At 70.5% G+C, this 21732-nt stretch carries 17 protein-coding genes; 7 read left to right on the top strand and 10 right to left on the bottom strand.

Going from position 1 to position 21732, the window contains the following annotated elements:
• Positions 1 to 7: 7 nt before the first annotated feature.
• The 4 genes from O7553_RS15615 to pyk form a co-directional block, all read right to left on the bottom strand.
• Positions 8 to 1102 (bottom strand): sulfite exporter TauE/SafE family protein, encoded by a 1095-nt coding sequence (locus O7553_RS15615; protein WP_281550490.1) that lies wholly within the window; start codon positions 1100 to 1102, stop codon positions 8 to 10.
• Between the two features lie 97 nt (positions 1103 to 1199).
• Complete coding sequence (locus O7553_RS15620) at positions 1200 to 1661, bottom strand: Rrf2 family transcriptional regulator (protein ID WP_281550491.1); 462 nt, start codon at positions 1659 to 1661, stop codon at positions 1200 to 1202.
• Positions 1662 to 1754: 93 nt separating this feature from the next.
• Positions 1755 to 2636: an acyl-CoA thioesterase II gene (locus tag O7553_RS15625; RefSeq protein ID WP_281550492.1), complete on the bottom strand. Its 882-nt coding sequence runs from the start codon at positions 2634 to 2636 to the stop codon at positions 1755 to 1757.
• Complete coding sequence (gene pyk / locus O7553_RS15630; protein ID WP_281550493.1) at positions 2633 to 4081, bottom strand: pyruvate kinase; 1449 nt, start codon at positions 4079 to 4081, stop codon at positions 2633 to 2635. Before pyk ends, O7553_RS15625 begins: the two co-directional genes overlap by 4 nt.
• A 303-nt stretch (positions 4082 to 4384) precedes the next feature.
• Between pyk and O7553_RS15635 the strand changes: the two genes are divergently transcribed.
• The gene (locus O7553_RS15635) at positions 4385 to 5617 is read left to right on the top strand and encodes an endonuclease/exonuclease/phosphatase family protein (protein WP_281550494.1); all 1233 of its coding nucleotides are present in this window, start codon (positions 4385 to 4387) and stop codon (positions 5615 to 5617) included.
• Between the two features lie 17 nt (positions 5618 to 5634).
• Here the strand turns inward: O7553_RS15635 and O7553_RS15640 are convergent, their stop codons facing one another.
• Complete coding sequence (locus O7553_RS15640) at positions 5635 to 6204, bottom strand: hypothetical protein (RefSeq protein ID WP_281550495.1); 570 nt, start codon at positions 6202 to 6204, stop codon at positions 5635 to 5637.
• 187 nt (positions 6205 to 6391) lie between these two features.
• Here O7553_RS15640 and O7553_RS15645 point away from each other — a divergent pair, with 187 nt between their 5' ends.
• Genes O7553_RS15645 through O7553_RS15660 form a run of 4 tightly spaced genes read left to right on the top strand, consistent with a single transcriptional unit; the run spans position 6392 to position 8296 of the window.
• Positions 6392 to 7084: a DUF4386 domain-containing protein gene (locus O7553_RS15645; protein WP_281550496.1), complete on the top strand. Its 693-nt coding sequence runs from the start codon at positions 6392 to 6394 to the stop codon at positions 7082 to 7084.
• A gap of 7 nt (positions 7085 to 7091) precedes the next feature.
• The gene (locus tag O7553_RS15650) at positions 7092 to 7334 is read left to right on the top strand and encodes a DUF305 domain-containing protein (protein WP_281550497.1); all 243 of its coding nucleotides are present in this window, start codon (positions 7092 to 7094) and stop codon (positions 7332 to 7334) included.
• On the top strand, positions 7331 to 7855 hold the full coding sequence (locus O7553_RS15655; protein WP_281550498.1) for a hypothetical protein: 525 nt from the start codon (positions 7331 to 7333) through the stop codon (positions 7853 to 7855). Before O7553_RS15650 ends, O7553_RS15655 begins: the two co-directional genes overlap by 4 nt.
• Positions 7856 to 7864: 9 nt before the next feature.
• Positions 7865 to 8296 (top strand): HIT family protein, encoded by a 432-nt coding sequence (locus tag O7553_RS15660; protein WP_281550499.1) that lies wholly within the window; start codon positions 7865 to 7867, stop codon positions 8294 to 8296.
• 157 nt (positions 8297 to 8453) lie between these two features.
• Here O7553_RS15660 and O7553_RS15665 read toward each other — a convergent pair whose 3' ends face one another.
• Positions 8454 to 9485 carry a hypothetical protein gene (locus O7553_RS15665; protein ID WP_281550500.1) on the bottom strand — a complete coding sequence of 344 codons (1032 nt, stop codon included), beginning with the start codon at positions 9483 to 9485 and terminating at the stop codon, positions 8454 to 8456.
• Positions 9486 to 9577: 92 nt separating this feature from the next.
• Here O7553_RS15665 and O7553_RS15670 point away from each other — a divergent pair, with 92 nt between their 5' ends.
• A complete protein-coding gene (locus tag O7553_RS15670) occupies positions 9578 to 10513 on the top strand; it encodes a LysR substrate-binding domain-containing protein (protein ID WP_281550501.1) in 936 nt (311 codons plus the stop codon).
• A gap of 17 nt (positions 10514 to 10530) precedes the next feature.
• Here O7553_RS15670 and O7553_RS15675 read toward each other — a convergent pair whose 3' ends face one another.
• Both O7553_RS15675 and O7553_RS15680 read right to left on the bottom strand, forming a co-directional pair.
• Positions 10531 to 15687, bottom strand: coding sequence for an AAA domain-containing protein (locus O7553_RS15675; protein WP_281550502.1), 5157 nt, complete (start codon positions 15685 to 15687; stop codon positions 10531 to 10533).
• Between the two features lie 169 nt (positions 15688 to 15856).
• A complete protein-coding gene (locus O7553_RS15680; protein WP_281550503.1) occupies positions 15857 to 17524 on the bottom strand; it encodes a phospholipid carrier-dependent glycosyltransferase in 1668 nt (555 codons plus the stop codon).
• Between the two features lie 387 nt (positions 17525 to 17911).
• On the opposite strand from O7553_RS15680, the gene O7553_RS15685 reads away from it, so the two are divergent.
• Complete coding sequence (locus O7553_RS15685) at positions 17912 to 19408, top strand: IS66 family transposase (RefSeq protein ID WP_281550504.1); 1497 nt, start codon at positions 17912 to 17914, stop codon at positions 19406 to 19408.
• 215 nt (positions 19409 to 19623) lie between these two features.
• Here O7553_RS15685 and O7553_RS15690 read toward each other — a convergent pair whose 3' ends face one another.
• Both O7553_RS15690 and O7553_RS15695 read right to left on the bottom strand, forming a co-directional pair.
• Positions 19624 to 20808, bottom strand: a complete 1185-nt coding sequence (locus tag O7553_RS15690; RefSeq protein WP_281550505.1) for an acyl-CoA dehydrogenase family protein — start codon at positions 20806 to 20808, stop codon at positions 19624 to 19626.
• Between the two features lie 122 nt (positions 20809 to 20930).
• Entirely contained in the window at positions 20931 to 21593 is a 663-nt protein-coding gene (locus O7553_RS15695) for a hypothetical protein (RefSeq protein ID WP_281550506.1), read from the bottom strand.
• Positions 21594 to 21732: the final 139 nt, after the last annotated feature.

The raw sequence follows: 21732 nt of genomic DNA on the forward strand, positions 1-21732 counted from the left end.
GCCGTTCTCACTGGTCTGTTTCCGGTTGCGCGGCCAGCCCGACGAGGTCAACTCCGCCCTGCTGGCTGCGGTGAACGCCAACGGCTCGGTGCTGCTGACCCACACCCGGGTGGCGGGCCGGTTCACCTTGCGGCTGGCGGTCGGCGCGCCGCGTACCGAGCGACGGCACGTCGCCGCCGCCTGGGAGCTGATCGCGGACACCGCCACCGGGCTGCTCGCCGACCAGCGCTGACCGGCGCTGGTCACGACGGGCCGTGCGCAGCACCCGGACGGCCAGCCCGAGGGCCAGCGCCCAGCCGACGACGATCACCGCGTACCCGGTGAACCTCGGGCTCTGGGGCAGGTCGACGGCGCGCATCAGCGACCGGGCGTTGGTCAGCACGATGAGACCGCCGACCGCGGCGCCGAGCAGTTGTGCCGGCACGATCCGCACCAGGTAGGCGGCCAGCGGGGCGGCGAGCAGGCCACCGGCGAGCAGCGCCGCGACGACGGGCAGGACGAAGCCCTGGCCGCCGAGCCCGATCAGGAAGCCGGCGCTGGCCGCCGCCGCGACGAGGAACTCCGAGGTGTCCACCGAGCCGATCACCTTGCGCGGCTCCATCCGCCCGGAGACCAGCAGCGACGGGGTGGCGACCGGCCCCCACCCGCCGCCTCCGGTCGCGTCGATGAAGCCGGCGGTCAGCCCGAGCGGGGTGAGGAACCGGCTGCGCAGGGGTCGGCTGACCCGCCGGGCCGGGATCGGCCGGGCGAACCGGATCAGCAGGTACACCCCGAGGGCCAGCAGGATGCCGGCCATCCACGGCCCGGCGGCCTCGGTGGAGACGGAGCTGAGGACGGTGGCACCGGCGAAGGCGCCGACCGCCCCGGGTACGGCGATCCGGCCGACGACCCGCCAGTCGACGTTGCCGAACCGCCAGTGCGCAGTGCCGGAGGCGAGCGTGGTGCCGATCTCCGCCAGGTGCACCGAGGCGCTCGCCGAGGCCGGGGCGATTCCGGCGAGCAGCAGCAGCGTGGTCGAGGTGACGCCGTACGCCATTCCCAGCGCGCCGTCCACCAGTTGGGCGAGCAGTCCGACGAGGGCGAGGACCAGCAACTTTCGCACAGCACACCTACTTGAGATAGCAAACCTATCGGCTTAGTAGAGAATGCGGACGGCCGGTGCTGTTGTCAAGCACATCGACGAAGCCGGTCGCGGCCGGTCAGGTCCAGGCGCGTGGGTTGGCGGCGAGATCCCGGATCCGCTCGGGAAGCCGGCCGGTGGCGACGTCGGCGACGGTGACCGACTCGAGGATCTCCCGCTCGCTGGCCCGCAACGCTATCCAGACGTCCTGCAGCGCGACCGCCGCACCCTGGTAGCCGAGCTCCTCCGGCCGGCGGCCCCGCACGTGGGCGAGCGGGCCGTCGATGACCCGGATGAGCTCCGCGAGACTGATCTGCTCGGCCGGGCGGGCCAACCAGTAGCCGCCGTCCGGGCCGCGCTGGGCCTGCACCACGCCGGCCCGGCGCAGCTGCAGCAGGATGCCCTCGAGGAACTTCGGCGGGATGCCCTGAGCCCGGGCGACCTGCTCGGCGGTCAACACGACCCGCGCCGACGCCGCAGCCGCGACCGCCAGCTCGGCGGCGGCCCGCAGCGCGTAGTCGACCCGGGCAGAGAGACGCATACCTCTCAGGTTACGGCACTGTTTCCATTATCGGACCGGCCGACCGACGCCAGCCATCGACCTTGATCGCGGCCGGCCGGGCGGTCGGCCCCGTCACGAGCCGACCCGCCGGACCAGTCCCTCCTGTACGGCGCTGGCGATGTGCCGGCCGTCGCGGGTGAACATCCGACCGGTGGCCAGCCCGCGCCCGCCGGCGGCCGACGGACTCCAGCAGTCGTAGAGGAACCATTCGTCGGCCCGGAACGGCCGGTGGAACCACAACGCGTGGTCCAGGCTGGCCCCGATCACCCCGCCCGGACCCCAGACCTCTCCGTGCACGGACAGGACCGAGTCGAGCAACGTCAGGTCGGAGGCGTAGGTGAGTACGCAGGCGTGCAGCAGCGGATCGTCGGGCAACTTGCCGTCGGCGCGGATCCAGACCCGCTGGTACGGGTCGGCCGGGCGGTCCCCGGGGGCGACCAGACCCGGTGCGCCGACGTACCGCACGTCCATCGGCCGGGGGATCACCGCCCAGACACCGAGCCGCTCCGGATAGCGGGCGAGCCGCTCCACCATGGTCGGCACCGCGTCCGGCGGCGGGACGTCCGGTGGCTGCGGGGCCTGGTGGTCCAGCCCGTCCTCGGGCCGGTGGAACGACGCCGACATGAAGAAGATCGGTTTGCCGTGCTGGTACGCCACCGAACGGCGGACCGAGAAGGACCGGCCGTCGCGGATGTTCTCCACTTCGTAGTCGATCGGCTCGGCGCCGTCGCCGGGGCGGACGAAGTAGCCGTGCAGCGAGTGCACCAGCCGCTGCGGGTCGACGGTCCGCCCGGCGGCGACCAGCGCCTGACCGGCGACCTGGCCGCCGAAGACCCGCTGCGGCCCCACCTTGGGACTCATCCCGCGAAACGCCGACGGCCCGGTCCGGCTCAGGTCGAGCACCTCGAGCAGTTGATCGACGGCGGCCTGCCCGCCGACCGGATCACCGGTCACTGCAACGCCCGGGCCGCCGCGGCGTCGACGAGGCTACCGAGCTGGTGCACCCGCAGCGTGTTGGTGGAGCCGGGGGTGCCGACCGGGCTGCCGGCGACGATCACCACGTACTCGCCGGGATTGGCCCGGCCGAGGCCGAGCAGTGCCTGGTCGACCTGGCGGAACATGTCGTCGGTGTGCTGCACGAACGGCATCAGGAAGGTCTCCACCCCCCAGGAGAGGGCAAGCTGGTCGCGCACCTCGGCGACCGGGGTGAAAGCCAGCAGCGGCAGCTCGCACTGCAGCCGGGAGAGCCGACGCACGGTGTCACCGGTCTGGGTGAAGGCGACCATCGCCTTGGCGCCGATCGCCCGGGCGATCTGCGACGCGGCCGAGGTGAGCGCACCGCCGTGGGTACGGGGGTCGTGCTGCAGCCGGGGCACCGAGATCGAGCCGTGCTCGGTCGTCGTGACGATCTTGGCCATGGTGCTGACCGTGAGCACCGGGTACTTGCCGACGCTGGTCTCGCCAGAGAGCATCACCGCGTCGGTGCCGTCGAGCACCGCGTTGGCAACGTCGGAGGCCTCCGCGCGGGTCGGCCGCGAATTCTCGATCATCGAGTCGAGCATCTGGGTGGCGACGATGACCGGCTTGGCGTTCTCCCGGCACAGCTGCACCGCGCGCTTCTGCACCAGCGGCACCTCGTCGAGCGGCAACTCGACGCCGAGGTCGCCCCGGGCCACCATCACCCCGTCGAACGCGTCGACGATCGCCTCCAGGTGGGTGACCGCCTCCGGCTTCTCGACCTTGGCCAGAACGGGTCGACGAACCCCCTCCTCGTCCATGATCGCGTGGACCAGCTTGATGTCCTCGGGCGACCGGACGAACGACAGGGCGATGAAGTCGGCGCCCAGGCCGAGCGCGAACCGCAGGTCGTCGGTGTCCTTGTCCGACAGGGCCGGCACGCTGACCGCGACGTTCGGCAGCGAGATGCCCTTGTTGTTGGAAACCGGGCCGCCCTCGACCACCAGCACCCGGATGTCGTTGCCGTCCACCGCACTGACCTCGACGGCCACCTTGCCGTCATCGATCAGCAGCCGGTCCCCGGGACGAACCTCCTGGGGCAGTTTGCGGTAGGTGCAGGAGACCCGCTCCCGGCTGCCGAGGACGTCGTCGCTGGTGATGACGACCGAGTCGCCGGTGCGCCACTCGTGCGGCCCGTCGGCGAACCGGCCGAGACGGATCTTGGGGCCCTGCAGGTCGGCCAGCACGGCGACCGCCCGGCCGGAGGCCTGGGCTGCCTCCCGGACCAGCTGGTACACCTGCTGGTGGTCCTCGTGGCTGCCGTGGCTGAAGTTCAGCCGGGCCACATCCATGCCCGCTTCGACGAGCCCGCGGATACGCTCCGGGGACGCGGTCGCGGGGCCAAGCGTACAAACGATCTTTGCGCGGCGTGTCACGCCCATGAGGCTAGTCTCTCCCCTGAACCGGCCGATCGGCCGACCCTGTCTGATGTCCGAACGGAAGTGCCCACCAGCGCTCGGCGCTCCGCGAGACATCGTACTGGTGGGTGGAACCGTGACGGTGGACCGGCGGGCATCGACGACCGCGCCCTCAGGGTAGCGCGGTAGTTGACCATCGCGGTACGCCCGGACGGCCGACGCCCAGACGTTCGGGGTTCATTCGCCGAACCGTCACATAGATCCGGTTAACTGGTCACCACACGACCGGAGGGTGGCACGGTGACACAGCGGGTACGGACACGAACAGTGACCGCTCTGGTGGCGATGATCGCCACCGGTCTGACGGCGGGGCTGGCGCCCGGGACAGCGACGGCAGGCGGCAGGCAGGGCGACGAGCGCGGCGGCGTCCGGTTCGCCACCTTCAACGCCTCGCTCAACCGGAGCGTCGACGGCGGCCTGGTGGCCGACCTGTCCACCCTGGGCGACCGGCAGGCCGCCAACGTCGCCGAGGTGATCCAACGGGTCCGCCCCGACGTGCTCCTGATCAACGAGTTCGACCACGACGCCGAGGGGCGGGCCGTCGAACTGTTCCAGCGCAACTACCTGTCCCGCGGGCAGGGCGGGGCCCGGCCGATCCACTACCCGTACCGGTTCAGCGCCCCGTCGAACACCGGCGTACCGTCCGGGCACGACCTCAACCGCGACGGTACGGTCGGCGGCCCGGATGACGCGTACGGCTTCGGGCTGTTCCCCGGCCAGTACGGCATGGCGGTCTACTCGCGCCACCCGATCGACCGGCGGTCGCTGCGCACCTTCCAGACGTTCCGCTGGCGTGACATGCCGGGGGCGCTGCTGCCGGACGACCCGGACACCCCGGAGCCCGCCGACTGGTACTCCCCCGAGGCCCTCGCGGACGTACGGCTGTCGTCGAAGAGCCACTGGGATGTGCCCGTGCGGATCGGCCGACGCACCGTGCATCTGCTGGCCAGCCACCCCACGCCGCCGGTCTTCGACGGTCCGGAGGACCGCAACGGCCGGCGCAACCACGACGAGATCCGGTTCTGGGCCGACTACGTCACCCCGGACCGGTCCGGCTACATCTACGACGACCGGGGCCGCCGCGGCGGGCTACGCCCGGGTGCCCGGTTCGTCATCGCCGGTGACCTCAACTCCGACCCGTACGACGGCGACAGCATCCCGGGATCGGCCCAGCAGGTCACCGGGCATCCGCTGGTCGACGACCGGCGGCCGCCGACCAGCGCGGGCGGGCCGGCGGCCAGCCAGCGCCAGGGCGGGGCGAACCTGACCCACGAGGGCGACCCCCGCTACGACACCGCCGACTTCGCCGACGGCACGCCGGGCAATCTGCGGGTCGACTACCTGCTGCCCAGCCGCCGACTGCGCACGGCGGGCAGCGGGGTGTTCTGGCCGACGCCGGAGGATCCGCTGTTCCGGCTGGTCGGCGACTACGACCCCGCGCTGCCCGGCGGGTTCCCGACCTCGGACCACCGGCTGGTCTGGCTCGACCTGCGCTGCTGAGCGGCGGCGCCGAGCGGTCAGTCGGTGCCGGTGGCGGCGAGCGATCCCGGTGGGCGGGCGTCGCGGGAGGCGATCGCGTTCATCGGGATCTGCGCCGCGCGCACCCCCATGTCGAGCCGGGCCCGCTGGTAGAACTGCGCCCGGGCACGGCGGTAGTCGGCGAACCCGGTGCGCCAGGTCTGTTCGTCGACCGGTTCCTCACCGGTGGCGAACCCCTCCAGCCGCCACAGCGTTTCCGTGAGGGCCTGCGCGGCGGCGATGGTCGGCCCGTCGGCGAGCAGCAGGATCGACTCGAAGCACACGGACCGGTCTGACTCAGCCTGTCCGAGCCGGGCCAGCCCTTCCTCGCGGTCGATCGGGCTGATCGCGGTGACCAGACCGCGGCTGGCCAGCACCCGCGAGGTGAGCAGGGCGATCTGCTTGGCGGTGGCGGCGAATTCGACGTACCCGGCGAGCCGCCGCTCGTCCCACCGCACGGACTGTTCCCGACGCCACCGGTTGCGCTCGGTGATTCCGGTGCCGACGTAGGTGAGCACCCCGCCGACGACCACCGCGAGGATGGTCGGCAGATGTTCCAGCAGAGACATCGCACTCTCCGTCGCATGGCCGGGCTTCAGGGTAGGAAGCCGGCACAAGCCCGTGTGCCGACCGCTCGCCCCGGTCCCCCGCAATCTCCGCTTGCTCCCGCCTTACGCTGTAAGTTAATCTGCCTTACAGCGTAAGATCGACCGGTCGCGTCTACGGACGCCCGGCGGACGAGAAGGGGGATCTCTCGTGAGCGATCTGGTCCGCACGGCGCGGCTGACCGGCGTGTTCTATCTGGGACTCGGCGTCACCGCCATGCTCGGTTTTCTGGTCGTCCGACCCCAGCTGTTCGCCGCCAGCGACCCCGCCGCGACACTGGGCAACCTGGTCGGGCACGACATGCTCGCCCGCGTCGGCGTCGCGCTCGAGCTGGGCGTCGTCGTCACCCAGGCACTCGCCGCCGTCTGGTTCTACCGCCTCTTCCGCACCGCCGACCCGGTCGCCGCCGGCAGCATCGGCGCGTTCGGTCTGGTCAACGCGGTGGCGATCATGGGCAGCGCGGCGATGCTCGCCACGGCCGGCGAGGTCGCGGCCGAGCCGATCGGCGACGCCGCAACCACCGTCCAGACCCTCTACCTGGTCAGCGACAACCTGTGGGGGGTCGGCAACCTGTTCTTCGGGCTCTGGCTCATCCCGATGGGCACCAGTGTGCTCCGGTCACGCTGGATGCCGCAACCGCTCGGCTGGGTGCTCGTCGGTGGCGGAATCTGCTACCTCGCGAGCGGATTCCTGCTCTACCTCGCGCCCGACGCCCGGATCGTCGCCGACCTGCTCGTGGCGCCGGCCACCGTCGGGGAAATCTGGATGATCGGCTACCTGCTGACCGTCGGCGTCCGGCGACAGGTGCCGTCGCGGGTGTTGCCGCACCGTCAGGGCGGGTAGGCGAAGATTGCGGCGAATCACGTGCGACGCCGCGATCGGGCCCGACGAGGTGCGGAGAGCTGGCGAGGAGAGCTTCATCGGCAACGGGCAGTTCCTCAAGTCGATGATCCCGCACCACTCGCGGGCGATCCTGGTATGCGAGCGGTCGGACATCACCGACCCGGAAATCATCGAGCTGTGTGGACAGATCGTCGAGACGCAGCAGGAGGAGATCGACCAGATGAAGCAGATCCTGCAGCGGTACTTATGAGTCACCTCCGCGCGGCGCTCGGCGTCGTCCTCGCTGTCGTCGCCATCGGGGCGGGCACCCTGGCGGCCTGCACCGCCGACCCGCCGGAAGCCGATACCGGCCCGCCCGCCACCAGCGGCGCCGACCCGGTCGACCAGCGGTCAGCGGCGCCGCCGCCGGTCGCGCCCGCTCCGACGATCGCACCGCTGCCCGGCCCAATGGCCGACGCCCGGCCCGTCGCCTCGGTGGCCGCCACCAGCGGCCCGGTCTCGGTCGGCACGGTCGAGGTCCCGCCCGGCCGGTTGTCGGTCAGCCTCGACTGCGTCAGCGGCGGCCGCGGGGATGCCGCCGCCGCCAGCGGCGCGGCCGACCTCGCGGTGTTCCTCGACCCGGAGATGCGGTTCGAGCTGCAGTGCCCCGCCGACGAGGTGACGATGACCCGCAACGTCGACCAGGACCACCCGGGCGGTCCGGTCACCATCCGGGTCGAGGCCGGCGCGGACGTGCGGTGGAACCTGCTGGTCGAGCATCAGCCGGGCTAGGCTGCACCGGTGAACGGGTGCGTGTTCTGCCGGATCATCGCCGGGGAGTCCCCCGCGTGGCGGGTAGCCGACTCCCCCACCGGGGTGGCCTTCCTGGACACCCGGCCGGTGTTCCCGGGCCACGTGCTGATCAGCCCGCGCCCGCACGTGGTCACCCTGACCGACCTGCCGCCGGCCGATCTGGCCGGGTACTTCTCACTGGTGCAGCGGGTCGCGGCGGCGGTCGAGGCTGGCCTGGACGCGGGCGGCACCTTCGTCGCGATCAACAACCGGGTGTCCCAGTCGGTGCCGCACCTGCACACCCACGTGGTGCCCCGGACCAGGGGCGACGGGCTGCGCGGCTTCTTCTGGCCGCGCCGGCGCTACGCCGACGACGTCGAGGCCCGGCGGTACGCCGAACGGGTCGCCGCCGCGTTACCTCCCGGGCCGGATCTGCCGTGAAGCCGCCCTCGTGATCAGGCGGAGCGACGCGCGGAGTCAGCCTCGCCCGATATCCGGCAGAATATATAGACGTGCATATATTGACCTGGTGCGTGGACCCGACGGACCGCCCGGTCCCACGCCGGGTGGTACGGGAGTGGGGCCGGGCGGCGGATGGTCACCAGCGAGCGGTTATCCGGACCACCGTGTACGGCAGCACCGGGTCGGTCGCCCCGTACTGGAAGTTGACCAACAGCAGGTCGCGGCCGTCGAATGCGGCCGTCGACGGGCCGTGCAGCCGGGGGTCGGTGACCCGGGCCAGCAGCGTGGCCCGGGTGGCGTGGCGGTGCAGCCGCAGCACGTTGACCGTGTCGCCGTTCCCGTCGATGTTGCTGACCGCGTACAGCAGGTCGCCCCGGATCAGCAGGCCGTCGCCGTGCACCGCCGCGCCGCCCAGGTCGATCGCGGAGACGGTACGCCGCCGCAGGTCGACGCGGTGCAGCGCGCCGTCGTTGTAGTCCGCGACGATCAGATACCGCTGGTCCGGGGTGACCACCAGTCCGTTGAGGTTGAACCCGTCGTCGTAGTCGATGCCGGTGCCCCGCAGGTCGACGAACGGCCGCAGCGGCGCGGTCGCCCCGACGCCGCCACGCAACTGCCCGGCGGTGATCCGGTACAGGGTGGGCTGAAACGAGTCGGTCACGTAGACGTCGCCGTTGGCGGCCAACGCGACGTCGTTGAGCATCGAGTTCGAAGTGGCGGTGGCGAAGCGGTGCAGCAGGTCGCCGCTGCGGGTGTCGTACACCCAGACGTAGCCGGTGCCGCCGCCGGCGACGATCAGCCGGCCTGCCCGGTCGACCTTCATGCCGCCGGCGGTGGTCCGGCCGTCGGCATCGTCGCCGGCCAGCCAGACGGTGGTACGTGGGGAGCGAACGTCGCCCCGGTAGATCCGCCCGTCGGTGAGGCTGCTGACGTAGAAGTACGGGCCGCGCGGGTCGCGGGCGATGCCTTCCGGGTAGGCATCGTCGCCGGCCAGCACGTAGCTGCCCGGCCGCTGGTGGTGCTGGTGGTGCTGGTGCGCTTGCGCCGAGCCGGCGTGAAATGCGATCGGTGCGGCCGCGGCGGGAGCTGCGGGTGCCGCCGGCCCAGCGGCGAGTACGCCGGACGTCGCGGCGACGGCGGCCGCGACGAGCAGTCGAGATGTGTGCACTGTGTCCCTTCCGGTGGTCGGTCGATTCGAGCCTGACCGGCGGGAACGACCCGCAACAAGATCACCTGAGTATGTCGGGATACCGTGCCGGTATGTCGGTCGAGCTGCGCGTCATGCGGTACGTCGTCGCCGTCGCCGAGGAGGGCAGCTTCGAGAGCGCGGCGCGCCGACTGCACATGGCGCAGCCGCCGCTGAGCCGACAGATCCGCGACCTGGAGCGGCAGCTCGGCGTACCACTGTTCGAGCGTCGGCCGACTAGGCTGACCGACGCGGGGGCGGCGTTCGTGGCGTCCGCCCGGCGGCTGCTCGACGACGCCGACTCGGTGGTCCGGGCGGCCCGGGCCGCCGGGCAGGGTCAGATCGGGACGGTGCGGATCGGGTTGGTCGCCAGCGCCACGTCGCAGGTGCTGCCGCGCCTGCTAGCGGCGGTACGGGCCGCCCATCCGCAGATCACCGTACGGACGCGGGAGGCGTGGCCGGCCGAGCTGGACGCCGGGCTGCGGGCCGGCCGGTTCGACCTGGTGCTTTCCCGGGGGATGCCGGGCTACCAGGACCTGGACCGCCAGACGGTACGCCGGGAGCCACTGGTAGCGGTGGTCGACGCCGGACATCCGCTGGCCGGGCGTACCGCTGTCGGGTCGGACGCGGTGGGGCCGGACACGGCCGGGTCGGAGACGGTCAGGTCGGACGCGGTCGGGTTGGCCGACCTGGCCGGCGGCCGGCTGAGTCTGCCGCCGGAGGAACTGACGCCCGGCTACCGGTCGGCGATCCTGGCCGCCTGCGCCCGCGCCGGGGTGGTCGTCGAGGTGGTCGACTGCGAACAGGTGGGGTGGCGCCGGATCGGGCTGGCCGACGTCGACGGTTTCGCCCTGGTACCCCGATCGCTCACCCAGTTACCCACAGTGGACGGGGTGGTGCTCCGGCTGACCGACGAGCTTCCCGCCCCTGATCTGGAGCTGGTGTGGCGGCGGGACGCCACGTCACCGGCCGGACTGGCCGTCGCCCGGCTCGCCCACGACCTTCATTGATCATCGAACGGGGCCGCTCAGCTGTCCGACGACCGACGGGTGACCGCGCGGGCCAGCGGCGAAACCTTCGTCAACCGGGCCGAGGCGGCGGCGGTGAGCGCCTTACGGCCGTAGGTCTGCAGGGTCGCCCGGTAGACGGCCTCCGGCTGGTGCCAGCCGAGGACGCTGGCGTGCCCGGCCATCACCTGCGCGAGTTCGGCGGGCGGCACCTCCTCCAAGGTGCGTGGACCGAGCGCCCGGGGCAGCGCCGGCGGTTGATGGGCGAGCCGGTAGGTGCTCGGCTGGACTCCGGACTCACCGAGGGGGTTGTCCCGGACGAGCAGACCTCTGCGTACCACTGCGGTGACCACCTTGTTGATCGCGCTCGCCGAGGCCCGGCCGACGCGCTTACCACCGGCCGCATGCACGTACGCGGTCTGCAGCCGCTCGCCGGTCATCGGGCCTTCGCAGGCGACGATGGCGAGAATGGCCTCCTGCATCCCGGGCGGCGGCGGAGTCTCGGCGCGCGGGGCGTCGCCCTGGAAGATCTCGTACGGCTTGAGCCCAGGCGCCGGGTCCGAATCCCGCTCGGCGGGTTCCACCGGACCGACCGGCTCCACCTGCTCGACGGGTTCCACCGGACTGACTGGTTCCGCCTGGCTGACTGGTTCCGCCTGGCTGACTGGTTCCGCCTGGCTGACTGGTTCGCGCGCCGGTTCGGCTGCCGCTGCCCAGCCGGACGGGCGGATACCCCGCCGGTCCAGCGCCGCCCGCAGATCCTGCAACACCGCCGCTTCATCGACGACGAACGACGACTGCGGGATACGGAAGAACTCCCAGCCGCAGCGCTCCAGTTCCCGCTGCCGGGCCATGTCGGCCTCGTAGCGGTCGGGCCCGTGCCAGGCGTCGCCGTCGCACTCGACCGCGAGCCGTCCGTTCGGACCTATCACCACCAGGTCGATGAGATAGCCGATCGCCTCGAACTGCGGCACGACGGTGAAGCCGGCGGCGACGAGCCGGTTGTAGACACGCTGCTCGAACAGTGAGTCGAAGGGTGCGACCCGGCGGTCCTCGGGCACCTCGGTCGGCAGTCGGGTGCCGTCGTGCTCGCTCGGGCGGGCGGTCACGCCGTAGCAGTAGTCGAGCAGCTGGTAACGCATGTCCTCGGGATTGCCGAGGTCGCTGAGTCGGACCGAGTGGAAGACCCACATCTGGTCCTTGGCGCGGGAGGCGGCGACGTTGTAGCGCTGCACGTACATCTCGGCTATGGCGGCACCGATCCGTACGCCGTCCTCCATCGCCGCGACCATGCTGAGGAACACGACGTCGCGTTCGGATCCCTGGAAATCGGCGGAGTCGCCGCACCGCAGCTCCCGGCGCTCCCATTCCGCCGGATCGAGCTGTTCCAGCAGCAGCCGTTCAATCCGCTTGGCCTGATGGACTCCCTGCAGCGAGATCACGCCGAAGGTCAGACCGTCGTAGCGGGGGTCCTGCGCACAGGCCACGATCTGCGCGACGACCGCCTCGGCCTCCGGCGGGTTGACCTTGTTGCTGGTGCCGCTGACATAACCGTTCCCGACGTGCACCGGCCGGATCGGTTCGAGGCGGTCGGCCCCGTACTGACGGACGGGGATCAGCCGGATGTTCTCCGGCTCGTACGCGATCCGGTTGGAGAAGTTGATGATCTCCGGAACGCAGCGGCGGTGTTCGGTCAACGGAATCAGGCCGCTAAACCGCATCTTGGCCTCGTCGAACAGGCTTCGCTTCGGGTCCTGCCACGACGCCCGGTACGGGTCGTCGCCGAGGTACTGGTCCGCGAGGTCGCGCAGATGTTGCTGGTCGACGCCGACCCCGCTCGGTGAGACCTGCTTGTCGTCGCCGATCACCACGATCTTCGGCGCCAGGTACTGCAGGAACGTCGCGGCCAGCCCCGCCTGTGATGCCTCGTCCACGACGACGACGTCGAACATGTCCGGCTGCACCTGCAGCTGTTCCGCGATCCGGTAGATCGGCATGATCCAGACCGGTACCGACGGGCGGCAGCGGTCCATGGCCTGGCGGATCTCGGCGCGACGCTGATGGGCGTACTTGCCGGTGCCCTTGCCGAGCCCTCGCACGAGTTGGCCGTACTGCTGCAGGTTGGCCCGGGCGGAGCCGCTGATCCGGTCCGGCGAGGCGGCATGTCGCCAGGCGCGGGCGGCGGCCAGCTCCTCGACGTGGCCCCGGATCCGGCCCTCGAGCTCACCGATCTCGGCCTGCAGCCGGTTGAGATCGGTGATCTGCCGGTCGGCGAGCCACGCGCCGACGACCGCCCAGGCCCAGGCGTCGTCCCAGCCGTCGAGGCGCTCGTCCCATCTGTCATCGGCGCAGTCGGTGACGACGGCGTCGTGCAGGCGGGGCGCCACCGCCCGCAGCCGGGAACCGAGCGCGTCCCGACGGTCGACGAGTTCACGCACCTGGGTCAGTCGCGTGAGCCGAGCGACAGCGGCGGCGTACCTGCCCACGTCCCGGGCGGCGACCGCCTCCACCAGCTCGCGCAGCGGTGCAGCGGCGGTCGGCTGATGGCTCAGCGCGACGACCGGCTCCCCGATGGCGTTCACGGCGGTCCGGGTCCGCGCCAGGTGGTCGGCGGCGGCGGCCGAGTCCACCAACGCGGCGTAGGCCCGTACTGCCGAAAGATCCGACCACTGTGGGCGGGGTAGCTGTGCGGCCGCCAGCCGGTGCTCCTGGTCGGTCAGCCCGGCGCCGAGCGCGAGAACCCGCTGCAGTTGGCTCAGCTCGGTCTGGTGCCAGGTCAGCCGTTCCTGGAAGGTGTCCTCGGGCGGGACGACGACGGTGGCCGGCCAGGCGCGGTCGGCAGCGGTCAGCAGCCGGGTGGCCTGTGCCCAGGCGAGGAACGCGTTGACGGCCTCGACCGTGGTCGGCGGGCGACCGTCCACGCGGACCCGGCTGAACAGCTCCCGAGCCGCCTTGACCGGCTTGGCGGCGAGCAGGTTCAGCACCGGCGTGCCGTCGGCTGCGAGCTTGACCCTGCCGCCGGCCGCCAGGTGCTCGCGCAGGTGGTTGGCGAGCGACACGAGTTGGGCGACGTCCGGCCCGGCCTGGGGCACGCCGCCGGCCTGCACGCCGGTGACCTGCACGTCGGTGATGCCGAGGTAACGCACCTGCGGTTCGGCCTGTGCCACCAGTTGCCGCAGTTGCGCGGCCCGGTTGTGCCACAGCTGTCCCCGGCCGCAGGTCACGTCGGCCAACGCGTCGGCCATCCACGGTTCGCGTCGTCGCACCAGGTCGTCGGCGGTGTCGGCGAGGCGGTGCAGATCCTGCTGCAGCGCGGTCCGGGCCGCCGGAGGCAGCGCTCTGACCACCGCGTACGCCGGATGTTGCCGGCTGTCGTGCCGCGCGTCGTGGGCGGCGCGGGCCTGTTGTTCGGCGGTGACGGCAGCGGCGAAGTCCGCTGGCGGGGCCAGCCGCGCGGGGTCGGCCAGCGTGGCCCGCGACGACGCTTCGTCCGCGATCAACTGCTGGTCGCGCAGCAGCCGCAACCACTCAATGATCTCGGTTCGGGTCAGCGGGGGCTCGTCACCGGGTGCTGCCGGTGCCCACGGATGAATCCACCCGTACCGTTCTCCGGCGTGGCGGTGCGCCTCGGCGATCGCGGCCAGCGTGCCCCGGTACGGTCCCCGTTCGTGCCGGACGACTTCGGCGGCCCGCACGTCGACCAGCCGTTCGTGCAGTTGGGCACGCTGACGCCGAAGTTGGTCGATCGCGTCGAGGTGCCGGGTGATGGTCAGGTCGGACTCGTCGGCGTCGAAGTCGATGGCATGCTGCGAGATCGTGTTGACCGCGACCTTCAGGTCCGCCATGTCCTCCCTGGACGCGCCGACGACCGCGACCGACAGCGGCCGGATCGCCTCCGGCAGCTTTGTGCGCACCTCCTTGAGCGCACGATCGGTCTGCGCGGTGACCAGGACCCGCTTGCCCTGGGCGAGCAGATGGCTGAGCAACGCGGCGGCGGTGTGTGTCTTGCCCGTACCGGGCGGGCCCTGCACCAGGGTCTGGGCGTGCCGGTCCACCTGCTGAAGGATCTTCAGTTGCTTGTCGTTCACCGGCAGCGGCAGGTAGAACTCGTCGTCGACGGCGATCACCGCGCCGGGCGACGGGTCGGTCTCGGTCGCCGGGCGGTGATCCGGATCCACCAGCGGCAGGATCCCCTCCGGCACGGAAGCCGCGTCGATCAACTGCTTGCGGATGCGCTCGAGCACCTCGACCAGCCCGTGGCTGCGCCGACGCAGGACGATCGCGGGCGCCAGGGTCACCTCGGGCCGGGCAGGACCGCCGCTGCCGGGCAGTTCCGTCTCGAGGTAGCCGCCGTCCGGGTCGAGGCTGTGCGCCACGCGTTGCAACAGTTCGCCGATCGTCGCTACGTTGAGCGGATGGTCGGCGAAGGTCCGTGCGGTTTCCCGGACCTCGCCGATGTGCCGCGACCGCGTCAGGTGCGAATCCAGCATGTCGAGTTCGAGGCGCAGCGGGTCGGCCGATTCGGCGGCGTTGACGTGCAGTGTGCCGGTTACCGGGTCGAGGTCGATCGTGACCGGTACGGTGAGCAGGTGTCGCCGTACGGCCGGATGGTCGGCTGGCTTCCAGGTGAGGCATCCGACGGCGAGGACCAACTCCTTCTCTTCGGGATTACTCGCCGCCGCCGCTTGCATCGAGAAGAGCGTGCCGTACGCCTCACGCACCGGCTGATCGACGCGTTCCCGCTCCGCCCAAGTCTCCCAGCGGATCAGCCAGGCCCGGTAGGCGTCCTCGATGTCGGGGTGCTCAGCCAGACGAAACACCGCAGGGTTGCCGTCGACGTCCGGCTCCCCGTCCGGATCCGGAACTTCCACCTTGAGCTGCGGGGTGATCTGTGGATCGTCGATGCCTGCGGTCAACCAGCGGCGCAGCGCCTCGCCGACGGCGGGCGGTCGGACCAGATCGATCCGGTCGATGTGCCCGACCTCGTCGCCCGGCTCCGGCGTCGCGCCCCAGTGCGCGAAGTGCACGGCGGAGTGTCGTGGCATTCTCCGCGTCCAGGTGACCTCCTCGTAACTGTCGACCGTGCGGGGCGCCGAGACGACCGACTGCTGTGCCCGCGCCAGGAACTCGAAGAGTCGCACCGCCCGATCGAGGCGGTTCGCCGCAGAGGACGTCAAGATACGGTTTCCTTTCGACGCTGGACCACCCGATCGAACATAGAGGAAAGAACACCGGCGCCACACCTCCGCTCTTCGGCGCTGGTTCCGAGGCCGTACGGACGATCAGCGCCAGATGCAGTGATGCTCGCCGATCGGCGATGTGGAATCGGGACAGGCGGTCGCCGGGTCAGCGGCGAAAGATGGTGATCGAGTGACCGACCTGGTCGATCGGCTCACTGCTGTCGATCAGCTCGCGCAACTCACCGCCGGTGGTCGCCACCCAGGTGTTGGACACCACCAGCAGTCCGCGTACCTCCTCAGGCGGCACCTCGCGCGGATCGGTGGCGGTGATGCCGTAGTACTCCGGCACGCCGGCGCCCTTGTAGGCCAGCCACACCCGCTCGTCCGGGTACCGCTGCCGCAGCCGGTCGGCCAACCGGCTCAGGTCCTGCCCCCAGTCCACGTTCGAGTCGTGCAGGTGGTGGTAGGTGCGCGCCGGGCCGCCGAACGCCTCGTTGGCGTACGGCAGGTAGAACGGGAACGCGCGGGCCGAACTTGCCGCGACCAGCGCGACCAGCACCACCGCGGCCGGCCGGGCGTACCGGGCGGCCGCGGCGGGCCACCGTACGGCGGTCACGGCCGCCGCCGACACGGCCAGACAGACCGGGACGACGATCGCGTACCGGACGCCGAGGTCGCGGGATCCGGTCATCGCGACGGCCAGCAGTAGGCCGGCCGGCAGCAGCAGGTACCCGGCGGCCGGGCGCAGCCGGGGCACCGACAGCATCGCCACCGCGCCGACCAGCCACAGCACCAGCGCCCCGAGCGGCGTCTTCACCAGCAGCGCGGCCGGCAGGTAGTACCACCGGTGGCCGGAGTAGGGCTCACCGAACAGGTACCCGCCCCATTGCCAGTCCTCGAAGCCGAACTGAATCCGCATGCCGTCGCGGAACGACTCCGGAAACGGCAGCCAGTCGACCACGGTTCCGCGCAGCCCGCCGATCGCCGGCACCGAGCCGGAGGGCACCGTCTGCAGCCGTGGGTCGACGACGAGATAGCTGGCCCACACGGTCAGCAACGCGAGGAGTCCAATCGCGGTCGCGGCCGCGCCGGTGACGACGTACCGCCGGGCCCGGGGTGAGGACGGGCGGGGCGGCCAGGCCGGCCGGGCGTGCCGGACCGACCAGGCGGCCAGCGCCAGCAGCACCGGCACCGCCGCCAACGCGCTCATCTTGGTGGCCAGTGCCGCGCCGAGCGCCAGGCCGGCCAACGGCAGGTAGAGCCACGGTCGCCGCCGCGCCCGCCACAGCAGCCAGACCGAGGTCAGCAGGAACCCGGCGGTGGGCACGTCGAGGGTGGCCAGCGAGCCGTGCGCGATCACGTCGGGCGTGAACGCGTACACCGCCAGGGCAATCAGGGCACCGGCCCGGCCGGTGATGTCGCGGGCGAACGCGAAGACCACCAACCCGAACGCCAGGGTCAGCAGAATCATCGGCAGCCGGGCCAGTAGCAGCAGCCGGTCGGCGTCGTTGCCCGCTTCGTACAGCACGTGCCGCCCGAGGTCCGTCTGGTTGCCCTGGAAGGACGGCTCGATGTACGGGTCGGCGAACGCCAGGCCGGCCCCGATGATCAGTTTGCCCAGCGGCGGATGTTCCGGATTGACCTGCAGACCACCGCCCTGCAGGTAGAGCGCCGCCGCACCCACGTACACCGGCTCGTCGATGGTCGGCGCCTGCGCCACCGCAGTGGCGACCATCGCGAACGCCATCTGCCCCAGCAGCAACGCCACGACCAGCGGATACCACCAACGCCGGTGCCGTCGCAGCCAGCCGGGCCGATCCGAGTTCTCCGTCACCGTGGCCGGCTGGTCATCCGGGGTAACGGGTACATCCCGGTCGAGGGCTCCCGACCTGCGAAAAAGACTCACGGGCCGGCAGCCTACCCGTCACCCGACTACGATCGTCACCTCGCTTGGATGATGCCCCCGGGGGAAGGACGGACGACGGTGGCCCGGGGTAGCTGAAGCCGGCTACCTACCGAGGATCGCAAAGACTCCGGGGCCGAGTCGGGAGGCCGGCACGGTTCGATCGGAGTTCGGACGCCCTTAGCCATTTCCGCTCCGGCGAGCGGAACCGCCGCCGTAAACATTCAGGTGGTGCGCGAAGAGTGACGGTCAGCGCGGGTTGAGTGACGGGGTTCGACCGGCTCGACGCCGTTCTGTCCGTTGTGGTTTGATCTTGGCGTGTCGGTGTCGGAGGATCTGTCTCGTGAAGAGTTGATCTCGCTGGCACGGACGCAGGACGCTCGGATTGCTGAGCAGGACGCGCAGATCGCGGAGTTGACGGCGGCGTACGAGGCGCTCGCGGTGCGGCTGGCGCGGGTCGAGCATCTGTTGTCGCGGAACTCGTCGAACTCGTCGTCTCCGCCGTCGAAGGATGATGATCCGGGGCGTACGCCACCTGCGGCGAGGAAGAAGCGGGACACCCCGGCGGGTACGCGGGGTAGGCAGCGGGGTGCGCCGGGGTCGAACCTGGCCTGGTCGGATGCTCCTGATCAGCGGCGGGACCGGTTCCCCGAGGGTAGTTGCGGGTGCGGCGCGGAGTTGGTGGACGCGCGGGATCTGGGTGTGGTGGACCGGTATCAGCAGGTCGAGGTTCCGTTGATGACCGCGACGCTGACCCAGTACGACCAGCATGCGGTGCGGTGTGGGTGCGGGAAGCTGCACACCGCGGCCCGGCCGGAAGGCGCGGGGGCCGGTCCGGTGGGGTACGGCCCGAACCTGCAGGCGTGGGCGGTCTATCTGATGGTCGTGCATTTCATCCCGGTGCAGCGGTGTGTACAGATGCTTCGGTCGCTGACCGGTGCGACACCGTCGCCGGGGTTCGTGCACGGCGTGCTGACCCGGGTCGCGGCGCTGACCAGCGAGGTCGACAAACGGATCCGCATGTTGATCACCCTGGCGTACGCGGTGTGCTGTGACGAGACGCCGCTGCGGGTCGGGCCAAAGAAACCGAGGCCGGGCCGTAAGAAGGCCGAGAAGTACCTGCTCGTGGCGTGTACCGAGTTGTGGACTCACTACCAGGTCGGTGACCGGGACCTGGCCACGTTCACGGCGTTCGTGGTCAAGGACCTGACCGGCTCGGTGGTCGTGCACGACCGGTACCGGAACTACGACTCGGCCGAGTTGGGCACGCTGGTCCACCAACTGTGTTGCGCTCACCTGTTACGTGATCTTGACGGTGCGGCCGAGGTGTACCCCGACGCGGTCTGGCCGAAGCAGATCTCCGACGCGCTGCGCGCGCTGATCCACGAGACGAACACGGCCCGTGAGCAGAACCGGCCGGGCATCGACCCCACAGTGAAGGCCGAGTTGCTGTACCGGCTGCACCACGGCGTGCTGGTCGGACTGTCCGACACCAGCACCATCGGCAACCGGCCGGGTGAGCGTAAAGCCCGCCTGCTGTTGGAAGTCTTCCGGGACCGACGTGCCGACGTGCTGCGCTTCGTTGACGACCTGTTGGTGCCGCCGACGTCGAACCAGGCCGAACGGGACCTGCGACCGGCGAAGATCCAGCAGAAGATCTCCGGGCGGCTCACCAGCGAGCAACGCACCAAGGATCGGTACAAGATCCTCGGCTACGTCTCCAGCGCGGCGAAGAACGGCCTCGACAAAATGGCCGTCCTGCGCGACGCCATCCTCGGACGACCCTGGATGCCGAACCTACCCGCACCCACCTGACCCCCACCCCACCCAGGTCAACATCAGCCGGCGGCCACCAACCAACCGGCCATCACGCTATGCCACCACGCGGAATCCCAGCGCGCACCACCTGAATGTTTGCCCGCCGCCGGCTCACCTGCCGGCGGCGGTTCCGCCTGCGATGCGGACCGTAGTGAGTAGACCGAGCAGGGGTGTTCAGGTGACCCGTGCGCCCCTGCCGGACACGGCCGTCCTCAGATCAAGTGCGTGTTGGGCTCCAGCCCGCACAGCACGCGCCCGTACAGCTCGAGGTTCGTGTCCGGGTGCACGACGCCATGCAGACTGATCGTCTGGACATCACGCTCAATGCGTTGCATCGGCTTGTCCGAATAGATGGACGACCCACCGCTGGCGGTGTTAAGGATCTCCACCGCCTCTTTTGCAAGTTGGGTGGACACACCCAACTCCATGCGCGCGAGGGCACGCTCCTGAATGCTCCAGGACTCGCCATTGCGGACCTTGCTGTCCACTCGCTCGGCGGCGCGGCGCACATGGAACTCGGCCTCGTCGATTTTCATTGCGGCCCGAGCCACCTGCAGATGAGTGAGAGCGGATTCGGCCTGGTGTTCGTTGCTGGTGTAGGCGATCTTCCGGCTCGGTAGTTGCTCGAAGAAGGCGTCTCGCGCAGCCTTGGCCATGCCCAACGGGACAGCGGCGGCGCCAGCTGCAGTAATTGGAGAGAAAGGCGCCCTCCACATCAGTGAACCGGCATTCAGCCTGGAACGATGCTGGTTCTGCATCACCAAGGGGGCGATCGGCAGAATGCGCCCCTCGGGGACGAACAGGTCCGCCACGATGGTCGTCACGCTACCCGTACCGCGCAGACCCACGGTGTGCCAGTCGTCGACGATCGTCATGTCCGAGGTGGGCACGGCGAGCATCGCCGGAGCGGGCTCGCCGTCTGCACCGGCCAGTACGGCCGAGTGGATGAACCACTGGCTGTGCAGCACACCGGTGCTGAACGCCCACCTGCCGTTGAGGACGGCACCACCCTCGACCGGGGTGGCGACACCGTTCGGGCTGACGCTGCTGCCGATGAGGACGTCGGGGTCGGCGAAGATCTCGTCCTGCGTCTCGTCCGGCAACAGGCCGGCCAACCATGAGCTAATCGTCATCGTGCTCACTGCCCACCCGACGGAGCCGTCGCCGCGGGCAAGCTCGGAGATCACGTCGCAGACGGCGCCCACAGAGGACTCGAAGCCGCCGTAGCGGATCGGTACCCGCATCTTCATCAGCCCAGCATCGGCGATCGCCTGGAGCACCTCCTCGTGCAGGACCCGGTTCTCCTCCTGCCACGTTGCGTACCTGCGGATTAGCGGTACCAGCTCAGTTGCCCGGTGGACGAGCTCGGCGCTCGTCGGCGCCTCGATAGCCGTCATCAATACTCCCAACAGGATGCGAGGAAGGAACATTGCCCCTCCAAGCTGGGCGCCGATTAATTACCGGCATTAACAACTTTGACATGCTGTTACATTAGCCAACTTCTCTCAAGTTGCCGAGTTTACACTGCATCCGCATGGCCCATTAACCACAGTTTCGATAGCCGAACAGAAGACACTCCAAAGACGGAACTCGCACCATTTCTGCGGAGTGGAGGATCATTGAATGCCTTTGCCGTACGCAGAACCCGGAATGTTGTCGCAGGTCCGGGTGATGTCGGCAGACTGCCGATGATCGCATCACGGCTCAGTTCGACATCGCCCTGATCGGCCAGCGACGCCAGCGTCTGCGCCGGGCCAACCATGGACAACCAGATCCTGCGGGACCTGTTCGACGGGGTCGCCCGGGCCAGCGAGGTCCTCGTGGCTGGCCGACTGGGTCGAGCCGGAGCGCAACCACCGGCACGTCTCCCAGTCTGCCCGATCATCGGCAGCCGGGCCAGCGACAGCACCTGGTCGGCGTCGTTGCCCGCCTCGTACAGCACGTGCCGGCCAAGGTCCGACTGGTTGCCCCGGAAACCGGGGTCGATGCGGGGCTCGGCGAACATCAGACCCGCCCCGATGATTAGCTTGCCGAGCGGCGGATGTTCCGGGTTGACCTGCAGACCGCCGCCCTGCAGGTACAGCGCGGCCGCGCCCACGTACACCGGCTCGTCGATGGTCGGTGCCTGCGCCAGGGCGGTGGTGACCATCGCGAACGCCATCTGGCCCAGCAGCACGACCACGACCAGCGGTTACCACCAGCGCCGGTGCCGCCGCAGCCAACTTGGCCGCCGCTGCGGGTCCTGCGCCGCCGGGGTCGGAGGGTCATCCGGGACGTGGGGTGCATCCCGGTCGAGGACTCCCGGCTTACGCAAATGAATC

This window comes from Solwaraspora sp. WMMA2059 (assembly GCF_027497315.1).
GTDB lineage: Bacteria > Actinomycetota > Actinomycetes > Mycobacteriales > Micromonosporaceae > Micromonospora_E.

Bases quoted from the DNA above. Each gene is read 5' to 3' on its own strand.
- O7553_RS15620 (WP_281550491.1), bottom strand. From the start codon at position 1,661: ATGCGTCTCTCTGCCCGGGTCGACTACGCGCTGCGGGCCGCCGCCGAG.
- pyk (WP_281550493.1), bottom strand. From the start codon at position 4,081: ATGGGCGTGACACGCCGCGCAAAGATCGTTTGTACGCTTGGCCCCGCG.
- O7553_RS15640 (WP_281550495.1), bottom strand. From the start codon at position 6,204: ATGTCTCTGCTGGAACATCTGCCGACCATCCTCGCGGTGGTCGTCGGC.
- O7553_RS15655 (WP_281550498.1), top strand. From the start codon at position 7,331: ATGAGTCACCTCCGCGCGGCGCTCGGCGTCGTCCTCGCTGTCGTCGCC.
- O7553_RS15670 (WP_281550501.1), top strand. From the start codon at position 9,578: ATGTCGGTCGAGCTGCGCGTCATGCGGTACGTCGTCGCCGTCGCCGAG.
- O7553_RS15690 (WP_281550505.1), bottom strand. From the start codon at position 20,808: ATGACGGCTATCGAGGCGCCGACGAGCGCCGAGCTCGTCCACCGGGCA.